The following is an 8776-nucleotide window of genomic DNA, read 5'->3' as shown; positions in this document are numbered from 1 at the left end:
CAAAGGGACAAGCCTAACCAATGGCCGGGTTTTACACCGCCCTCATCGACACGCCGCCGACGATCCAATGGCCTGGTTTGTCACCGCCGTGCACAGGTCAGCGTGTCCCAGGGCTCACCCGCCTTGGGAAATCGTGCAAACGTAAGCACATAAGTCTCCACCCAGGCCACCGTCCCGGTCTCGTCGAACTCATAATGGATGTTGCACAAATAATGCCCCATGGTGCCGGCACCGGCCAGCCGGGCGATGGCACCATCGACATAGGCCCGTGCCGGCCCGACATAGCTCGAGCCATGCTCCTCGATCGCATCGTCCCAGTAGCAGCTGTGGAGCAGGGGGCCATCGGTGCGATCGACACCCCGGGCATATCGCGCCAGGCAATCGGCAATGTCCTGCTTGGCGATGAGACTTTCCATTGTGTTGGCCATCATTTATCTCCCTGCACAGCCCTGGCCATCGCAGCGGCAAGGCCGCCGGGATCACGCGCCAGATGTGCCCTCACCGAAATGGCATGGGCATCGGTATCATGCTCGTTGATGCGGTGCCTTGCTGCCGCCAGCCCTGCCCGGCCGATGTCCCGCGGCGAAGACTTGGCGACATGCGTCACATGCGCCGCCATGCGGGTATCGACCGAGCCGACGATCAGTGCCGCCACATGCGTCCCCTGCGGCGCCAGCTCGGCACGCAGCGCATCGCAAGCCGCCCGAGCGGCGAATTTGGACGGGCTGTACCCCCCCATCCCCGGCACTGAAACAATGGCGCCGGCCGAGAGCACATTGACAACGGCACCGCCACCATTGGCCTTCAGCACCGGCGCAAACGCCCGCACCATGCTCACCATCCCGATGTAGTTGGTCTCGATTTCCGCCCGCAGCGCATCGAGCGACGGTGCCCCCAGCAAAGTCTGCATCGAGAAGGCACCGGCATTGTTGACGAGCAGGCTCACATCCCCAGCCAGCGCTGCGGCAGCCGACACCTGCGCCTCGTCGGTCACGTCGAGTTGCACCCCCACCAGCCGAGGGTCCCGTGCTGCCGCAGCTTGCGCATCTTCCAGCTTACGAGCGCCGATATAGACCTTCGCAGCCCCCGCCGCGAGCAGCTCCTCGACAAACCCTTCGCCGATGCCCCGGTTGCCGCCGGTCACCAGCGCCACACAGCCTTCGATCTTCATGCCGTTTCTCCCCACCAGGCGCTGTAGGCCAGATCATCGGGCTTCTTGCCGCCCCGAACCAGCTTCGCCGGATCGGGCGCGATCTGCCCGCGCCCCCAGCTTTCGGCGAGCGGCATCTCATGGTTCCATTCCCAGCTCAGCCGGCGATGCGCGATCTTCCAGCCATTCCCGCGATCCTCGAACTTGTCGAGGATCCGCGCCATCGTCAGGCTGTCGAATGGTTCCGCACCTTCGCGGCGCGAAAAGGTAAGCCAATAGCTTTCGGCGCGTGCCGTGTTCCCGGTCACCTCGACCATGATGTTGGTAACCATATGCGTCATCCGAGGGGCCGTCGGCAGTACCTTTGCCATACCCTTCAGATAATCGGCGGCCGGTCCCAGAAAGGTACCGCCATGATCCTCTATCGCATCGTCGTGATAAGCAGGCGCAATCAGCTCGATGTCCCCGCGGTCGGCCCCCTTGGCGTAGCGGATCAGCACATCGGTGATGGCGGTGCGCGCCAGCAATTCCTCGACGGTCATTCGGCTCTCCCCTTGGCATCGGCAAAAAGATCGGCAAACGCCGCCTCGGCACCGGTATAGCTGCGTGCCCCGGTGAGGTCGGCAAGCACGTCGGCATGGTCGGCCAGCCATTCCGGCGTGGCTTCGGCCTCCCCAAGCCCACGACTTTCCACCGAAATCGCCCGGCGAAACTGCCCGCCTCCCGCGACCCAGATCTGCCCGGTGGCGGTGCAGGCGGGCGATGCCAGCCAGCGCAGCGCGGCGCAGGTCCGGATGGGGGCCAGCAGACCGGCGGCGGCATCCGCGGTACCGGCGGTCATCGGCGTGGCGGCATAGGGCATCAAGATGTTGACGCCAATTCCATCGCGACGAAGCTCATCGGCGAGGCTCAGCGCATAGCCGTTGAGCGCGCCCTTCGATGCCGCGTAAGCCGGTCGTCCCTTGAGGCCATGCAGTCCGGCTGTGGAGGAGATGAAAATGATCCGCCCTCCCGGCCGTGACCGCAGATGCGGCAGAGCGGCCGTGACCAGCGCTGCCTGGGCGAAAAAGTTGGTTTCGAGGACCTTCCTCAGCGTCGCTTCGTCCAGCGCTCCGACCTTGGCGATCGGCCCGGTGATACCGGCGTTGAGCACTAGCACATCAATCCCGCCAAAGGCGGCAACGGCCGAAACGACCATCGCCTCAGCAGCGCCCGGTGCCGTGATGTCATGAAGGTCGGCCGCTGCCGTCCCTCCATCTGCTTCGATCTCCGCAACGGTTTCCGCGGCCGAATCGCTCATCCCAAGGCGCTGACGGTTGTTGACGAGTACTGAAAGCCCGTCGGCAGCAAGCGCGCAGGCAAATGCTGCTCCCAGGCCCTTGCCCGCCCCAGTGACGATTGCCACCCGTATGTCCCCATGTCCCATCATGCCAGACTAGCGGGGTCGGTATGGTCTTGAAAGCGCTAAACAGCCTCAGCGAGATCGGTCGGGATCGGTTCCAGCACAAACTCAACATCCCCCGCATCGAGCGGAGCGCGGCAGTGCGAGCAGACTATCTCGGGCTTGAGCACTGCACCACAAGCCTTGTGGGTGAGCAGCAGCGGTGGGCCTTCGGGTGAGACATAATAGCGATCTCCCCATACCAGCAGCATCAGCAGCGCGGGGTAATAGGCAACGCCCTTGCGCGTGAGTCGATACTCATTGCGGCCCGGCTGGCCAATCACGGCTGCCTGGCGGATGACGCCGCGAGTTGCCAGCCAATGCAGGCGTTCGGACAGGATATTGGTTGCCATTGCAGTGTCGGCACGGATGCCATCGAAACTGCGAATCCCGGTGAAGATCGAACGCAGGATGAGGCTCGCCCAGCGGTCCCCCATCAATTGGGCCGCTTCCCGGAACAACAGGCTGCCATCTCCAACCTGCTCGCGGAGTTGGCGGCGTCGGCTGTAAAGTGGCGCCATCCAGCCGACGCCCGGCCCTTCGAGCCAATCGACATTGGTGGCATCCACATCGCCTTGGCAGCCACCACAGGCAGCAACGGCACGAAACTCCATTCCGCACGTCTTGTGGGTCAGGCGGATCGTGCGGGCGCCAGCCGCATGATCGCCGCAGTCCTTTTCCCATTGCAGCAGTGCGAGGGCGACCGGATAGACCTCGCGACCTTTTTGCGTCAGCCGGTAGCGATAGCGCGGCGGGCGTTCATGATATTGCGCCTTTTCCAGCACACCGGCTTCCACCAGCTTCTTCAGCCGGTCTGACAGCAGCGCCTTGAGCAGGCCTGTCTCGCGCCAGAAATCGTCGAAGCGCCGCGCACCGAGAAAAGCTGCCTCAAGAATGAGCAGCGTCGGGGTATCCCCGACCACCTCGAGTGCCCGCCAAATCGAGCAGGTACGAATAAGAGTTGAGTCGCCCATTACAGCGCCAATCATAGCGCGGGAGTGGAAACCCCGCTACTTGTGAAAGTCTTCCTTCAGTCCCATCGCTGCGACCAGCTGTGCGCGATCATAATATTCGCGCCACACCTTCACATGGTTGCCCTCGACGGTGAGGATTCCGACCACTGGCACTTCGCCTGTGTGGCCCTTGTAGGTGAAGCGATCGACGCGCTCGATGATGACGGCGTCGCCAACGCGGCCGATGCGCTGGATATCGAGCGTGATCTGGGATATGCCGGCGCCCATGGCGTTGATCCGCGATGCGATCGCGGCACGGCCGACAACCGGCTCGATCATCATCGAATGCAGCACGCCGTCCTCGGCAAAAAGGTCTCCGACCAGCTGCCAGTTGCGCGTGTTCCAGGCGTCGATCATCTTCTCGACAACCGCGATTTTCGGATCAGTGCTCATGGTCTTCTCCTGCGCAAATGCCGGCGATGAGACCAGCAGGATCATCGCCATCACAAGCCCGATCAGTTGCCGCATCACCGCTCTCCCCAAATTTCGTTGCTGGGCAGAGCATCTGACAGTGCGACAATCGGGTCAACCATCAAAGTTGCACAATCGTACCGGCTGCTTTACCTTAGCGTCAACGAAAGGGGCTTATTCCATGGCACCGCCCGATTATTCCGCTCAAGTGCTCCGCGAGCCGCCCGTAAAGGTGACGCTTCAGCCGAGCAACCACCCCTATTTGAATGGCGCCTGGACACCATTGCGGGAAGAGGTGACCGTCGAAGAGTTGCCGGTGATCGAAGGCGCAATCCCGACCGATATCGACGGAATCTACATCCGCAACACCGAGAACCCGGTCCATCAGCCGCTCGGTCGTTATCATCCGTTCGATGGGGACGGCATGCTTCACCAGGTCAGTTTTTCGGGGGGCCGTGCCAGCTACCGCAACCGCTTCATCCGTACCCGCGGCTTCGAGGCCGAACAGGAGGCCGAGCGGGCCTTGTGGGGTGGGCTGATGGACGGCCCAGGCGTCAGCACTCGCCCCGGCTTCGGGGCGCATGGCCGGCTGAAGGATGCCAGCTCGACTGATGTGGTGGTCCACCGCTCGCAGGCGCTCACCACCTTCTACCAATGTGGCGAAGCTTATGCGCTCGATGCCGAGACGCTCGAAGCCGAAGGCATCGCGCCCTGGGTGCCGCTCGATGGCATCAGCGCCCATCCCAAGGTCGATCTCGAGACCGGTGAGCTTCTATTCTTCAACTATTCCAAGCATGCGCCTTTCATGCACTATGGCGTGGTCGATCCCGCCGGCAAGCTTGTGCATTATGTGCCGGTGCCGCTGCCGGGGCCACGGCTGCCGCACGACATGGCATTCACCAAGAATTGGTCGATCTTGAACGATTTTCCGCTGTTCTGGGATGCCGAACTGCTCAAGAAAGACATTCATGTCGCGCGCCAGCATCCGCTGCCGAGCAGGTTTGCGCTGATCCCGCGCCATGGCACGCCCGACCAGATCCGCTGGTTCGAGGCGGCACCGACCTATGTGCTGCACTTCCTCAACGCCTGGGAAGAGGGCGATGAAGTGATCATGGACGGCTATTTCCAGCACAATCCGATGCCGGCGCCGCTCAAGAACGCCGATGGCTATGGACACATGATGGCCTATGTCGACGAGCACAGCTTCAAGCCGAAGCTGCACCGATGGCGCTTCAACCTGGCCACCGGCGAGACGCATGAGCAATCACTCGATGACCGGATTCTAGAGTTCGGTACCTACAACCAGCGGATGAGCGGGCACCCCTACCGCTACGCCTACAGCACCACCACCAAGCCGGGTTGGTTCCTGTTCAACGGATTCGTGAAGCATGATCTGGAAACCGGCGAGAGCTGGTCCTTGACGTTGCCCGAGGGCCGCTATGCCAGCGAAGCGCCGTTTGCACCGCGGGTGAATGCCAGTTCGGAGGATGATGGCTATCTCGTCAGCTTCATCATCGACGAGAACCGTGGCACCTCCGAGTGCATCCTTGTGGATGCCAGGGACATCGAGGCCGGCCCGGTTTGCCGGCTGGCGCTGCCGCACAAGATCTCCAGCGGCACCCATGCTTACTGGGTGGAGAGGGTACACCTGCCGAGGTAAAAAGATGGCCTATTCCGCGGCTTCGGCGAACAGGGCCGGCTGGGCGGTGGCGAACACCATCTCGTCGGTCACTGCACCATCGCGCAGCTCCTGCCGGTCATGGGTGTAGCTTGCCGTCACCATCCATGGGGCGCGGTTGCCCGAGCGGGGCAGGGCATCGGCACCGCGCTGCACATAGCCCGAGCTCAGGTCCATCGCGAGCCTTTCGGGCACCACATCGGCGGCCGGCGTAGGCAGGGCGATGTCGGTCCCGGTCGCCTTCATGTGGTTCAAGATGCGGCACACATATTCGGCGATCAGGTCCGATCGCAGCGTCCAGCTGGCGTTGATGTAACCGAAGCTGACCGCAAGATTGGGAATGTGGCTGAACATCATTCCCTTGTACGCCAGGCTGTCGGCCGAACGACGCGGCACGCCATCGACGGTGATCGCCATGCCGCCGAGGGCTTCGAGTTTCAGGCCAGTGGCCGTGACGATGACATCGGCAGCAAGATGCTTGCCGGACTTGAGCTGGATCCCGGTCGTGGTGAACCGCTCGATATGGTCGGTGACAATTTCTGCCTTGCCCGAGCCGAGTGCCGTGAACAGATCGGCATCGGGCACCAGGCAAAGGCGCTGGTCCCAAGGGTCGTAGCGCGGGGTGAAGTGCGCCATGTCATAGCCGGCCGGCAATAGCGTCTGCAGCCGTTTGAGGAGTTGCCTGCGGATTTTGCCGGGGTTGGCGCGGGTCTGCCGGTAGAACCATTGGCCAAGCGTCACGTTCTTCCAGCGCACGACATCGTAGGCGGTCTGCGCCGGAAGCAGCTTGCGAAGGAGATTGGCAATTCCGTCTTCCGACGGGCGGCTCACCACCCACGTAGGCGAGCGCTGCAGCATCGTCACCTTCGCCGCCTGCTTTGCCATCTCGGGCACGAGCGTCACAGCCGTGGCGCCCGAGCCGATGACGACGACGCGCTTGCCTGCATAGTCGAGGCCTTCGGGCCAGAATTGCGGGTGGACAATGGCGCCGGCAAAATCCGCCTCGCCCTCCCATGTCGGGCGATAGCCTTCGCTGTATGAATAATAGCCCGAGCACATGAACAGGAAGCGGCAGCGAAGCTGCGCCGTGCTGCCATCCGCAAGTTGGGCGGTGACGGTCCAGCGCGCGGCGGCGCTGTCCCAGGCGGCGGCCCTGACCGTGTGGCCGAAGCGGATGTGCTTCTCGATGCCATGCTCGGCTGCAGTCTCGGCAATATAGCTGCGGATGCTTGGGCCATCGGCAATGGCCTTCGCCGCTGTCCATGGCTTGAAGCGATAGCCGAGCGTGTGCATGTCCGAATCCGAGCGGACGCCGGGGTAGCGGAACAGGTCCCAGGTGCCGCCGATGCGCTCACGCCCTTCGAGAATGGCGAAGCTGCGGTCCGGCGCATCGCGCATCAGATGGACGGCAGCACCGATGCCCGAGAGCCCGGCGCCGACAATCAGCACTTCATGCTCGGTGATGTTAGTCATTCAGCAGTTCCCTTGGTTGACGCAAGGGTAAGCAGGCAATCGGCACCATGCAAGCTGCCGGGAGTCGCAGGGGAAGTTCAGCAAAACGCCGAACGCGTTCGATCCCGCGAACGCCCCAGGCGCCGTTACATCACCGCCTGGGCATGCCCGGCATCTGCGGTGGCGGCCGGCGATCACGGTCGCGCCGCGGTAGTTGTGCCTGATAAGCAATTGCACAATGTTCGGAACAATAAGGGAAGTTTGCCTGCACCGGCTTGCCGCAGAAATGGAAATCAGCGTCACCGGGATGCCCGATCGGCCATTTGCAGATCTTCTCGTTGAGATCGAGCAAGGTCACGCGTGCGGCCTTGCCGGCGCGGCGCGCAGGCTTGGTCGCCGGCTTGGCAACGACATGGTTGGCCGCCAGAACGGGCGCGGGGGCAGCGGGCGAAAGGCCGGGTGGAGACGTAACCGCGGCTGTGGAAGGCAAAGCCAGAGCCGGGGAAGCAGCGGTTTCGTCTCCAGCTTTCACGGGGCTGGGTCGTGCCTCGAGCCCGAGGCGATGGGCCTTGCCGATGACAGCATTGCGGGTGACACCTTCACCGAGCTGTTCGGCAATCTGGCTGGCAGTCATGCCGCCTTCCCAGCCCGCCTTCAGTACGGCGATTCGTTCTTCGGTCCAGGCCATGAAAACGGAGATCCTTCAAAACTACCGGTGCCAACTTGATGCCTTGCTGCACACCGCCGGGAAACGCTATGTCCTTTGCATGGCCGCCCCAAAATCAGGATCCCACAACCCACCGTTGCAGCGTCATCCAGAGCCTGGCGTCGTCCTGATCGCATCAGTCAACTGGCAGGGTTTGCAAACCCTGTATCTGAAGGAGGTGCGGCGGTTTTTCAAGGTGCAGTTGCAAACCATCTGGGCACCGGCGATCACGACGCTGCTGTTTCTCGTTATTTTCTCGTTCGCGCTCGGCGGTCAGCGCGCCGAGGTTCTGGGCGTGCCTTTCGCCGATTTCCTGGGGCCGGGTCTGATTGTGATGGGCATGATCCAGAACAGCTTTGCCAATTCTTCGTCTTCGCTTCTGGTCGCCAAGGTGCAGGGGACGATCGTCGATGTGTTGATGCCGCCCCTGAGCGCGGGAGAATTGCTTGTCGCATTTGTCGGCGGTGCCGTTACCCGCGCCTGGTTGGTAGGGCTGGCAGTGTGGTTGGCGATGGTACTGGCGCCGGGCGTGCATGTGCCGGTGCGCAACATCCTGCCGATCATTTACTTCGGCTCAATGGGAGCGGTGATGCTGGCATTGCTCGGCGTCCTGACCGGAATTTGGGCCGACAAGTTCGACCATGCCGCTGCAGTCACCAACTTCGTCGTGCAGCCGCTGACTTTGTTGTCCGGGACATTCTACACCATCGACCGGGTATCGCCGCTTCTTGCGACATTGAGTGCAGCCAACCCATTTTTTCACGTGATCGACGGCTTTCGCAGTGGCTTCATCGGCACCGCCAATGGCGACATCGCCACAGGGGCAGGATTGTTGCTGGGCTGCAATATTGTGCTTTGGGTCGTCTGTTATCGAGTGCTTAGCTCAGGGTGGCGACTGCGCGCCTGATTGGCTGCGGCAAACCGC

Annotated in this window: 10 protein-coding genes; 2 read left to right on the top strand and 8 right to left on the bottom strand. The window is 62.6% G+C overall.

The annotated features are described in order from the left end of the window. Positions 1–80 precede the first annotated feature (80 nt). The 6 genes from FHS79_RS15905 to FHS79_RS15880 form a co-directional block, all read right to left on the bottom strand. Positions 81–431, bottom strand: coding sequence for a nuclear transport factor 2 family protein (locus tag FHS79_RS15905; RefSeq protein ID WP_184202371.1), 351 nt, complete (start codon positions 429–431; stop codon positions 81–83). Further along, complete coding sequence (locus tag FHS79_RS15900; protein WP_184202369.1) at positions 428–1171, bottom strand: SDR family NAD(P)-dependent oxidoreductase; 744 nt, start codon at positions 1169–1171, stop codon at positions 428–430. The genes FHS79_RS15905 and FHS79_RS15900 overlap by 4 nt, the downstream gene beginning before the upstream one ends. Next, positions 1168–1692: a nuclear transport factor 2 family protein gene (locus FHS79_RS15895; protein ID WP_184202367.1), complete on the bottom strand. Its 525-nt coding sequence runs from the start codon at positions 1690–1692 to the stop codon at positions 1168–1170. The genes FHS79_RS15900 and FHS79_RS15895 overlap by 4 nt, the downstream gene beginning before the upstream one ends. Continuing rightward, positions 1689–2555, bottom strand: a complete 867-nt coding sequence (locus tag FHS79_RS15890; protein ID WP_184202365.1) for an SDR family NAD(P)-dependent oxidoreductase — start codon at positions 2553–2555, stop codon at positions 1689–1691. Before FHS79_RS15890 ends, FHS79_RS15895 begins: the two co-directional genes overlap by 4 nt. A gap of 59 nt (positions 2556–2614) precedes the next feature. Next, positions 2615–3514 (bottom strand): winged helix-turn-helix transcriptional regulator, encoded by a 900-nt coding sequence (locus tag FHS79_RS15885; protein ID WP_243453417.1) that lies wholly within the window; start codon positions 3512–3514, stop codon positions 2615–2617. An 87-nt stretch (positions 3515–3601) separates the two neighbouring features. After that, a complete protein-coding gene (locus FHS79_RS15880) occupies positions 3602–4072 on the bottom strand; it encodes an SgcJ/EcaC family oxidoreductase (RefSeq protein WP_184202361.1) in 471 nt (156 codons plus the stop codon). A gap of 124 nt (positions 4073–4196) precedes the next feature. On the opposite strand from FHS79_RS15880, the gene FHS79_RS15875 reads away from it, so the two are divergent. Continuing rightward, positions 4197–5675 carry a carotenoid oxygenase family protein gene (locus FHS79_RS15875; RefSeq protein WP_184202359.1) on the top strand — a complete coding sequence of 493 codons (1479 nt, stop codon included), beginning with the start codon at positions 4197–4199 and terminating at the stop codon, positions 5673–5675. A 9-nt stretch (positions 5676–5684) separates the two neighbouring features. Here the strand turns inward: FHS79_RS15875 and FHS79_RS15870 are convergent, their stop codons facing one another. Both FHS79_RS15870 and FHS79_RS15865 read right to left on the bottom strand, forming a co-directional pair. Continuing rightward, positions 5685–7166 carry a flavin-containing monooxygenase gene (locus FHS79_RS15870; protein WP_207792395.1) on the bottom strand — a complete coding sequence of 494 codons (1482 nt, stop codon included), beginning with the start codon at positions 7164–7166 and terminating at the stop codon, positions 5685–5687. Positions 7167–7296: 130 nt separating this feature from the next. Further along, a complete protein-coding gene (locus FHS79_RS15865) occupies positions 7297–7833 on the bottom strand; it encodes a GcrA family cell cycle regulator (protein ID WP_184202357.1) in 537 nt (178 codons plus the stop codon). Positions 7834–7912: 79 nt separating this feature from the next. Between FHS79_RS15865 and FHS79_RS15860 the strand changes: the two genes are divergently transcribed. After that, entirely contained in the window at positions 7913–8758 is an 846-nt protein-coding gene (locus FHS79_RS15860) for an ABC transporter permease (protein ID WP_184202379.1), read from the top strand. Positions 8759–8776: the final 18 nt, after the last annotated feature.

The organism is Polymorphobacter multimanifer, assembly GCF_014205635.1.
Classification (GTDB): domain Bacteria; phylum Pseudomonadota; class Alphaproteobacteria; order Sphingomonadales; family Sphingomonadaceae; genus Sandarakinorhabdus; species Sandarakinorhabdus multimanifer.
The sequence above is the reverse complement of the archived record's forward strand: the minus strand, read 5'-3'. Positions and strand labels throughout refer to the sequence as shown.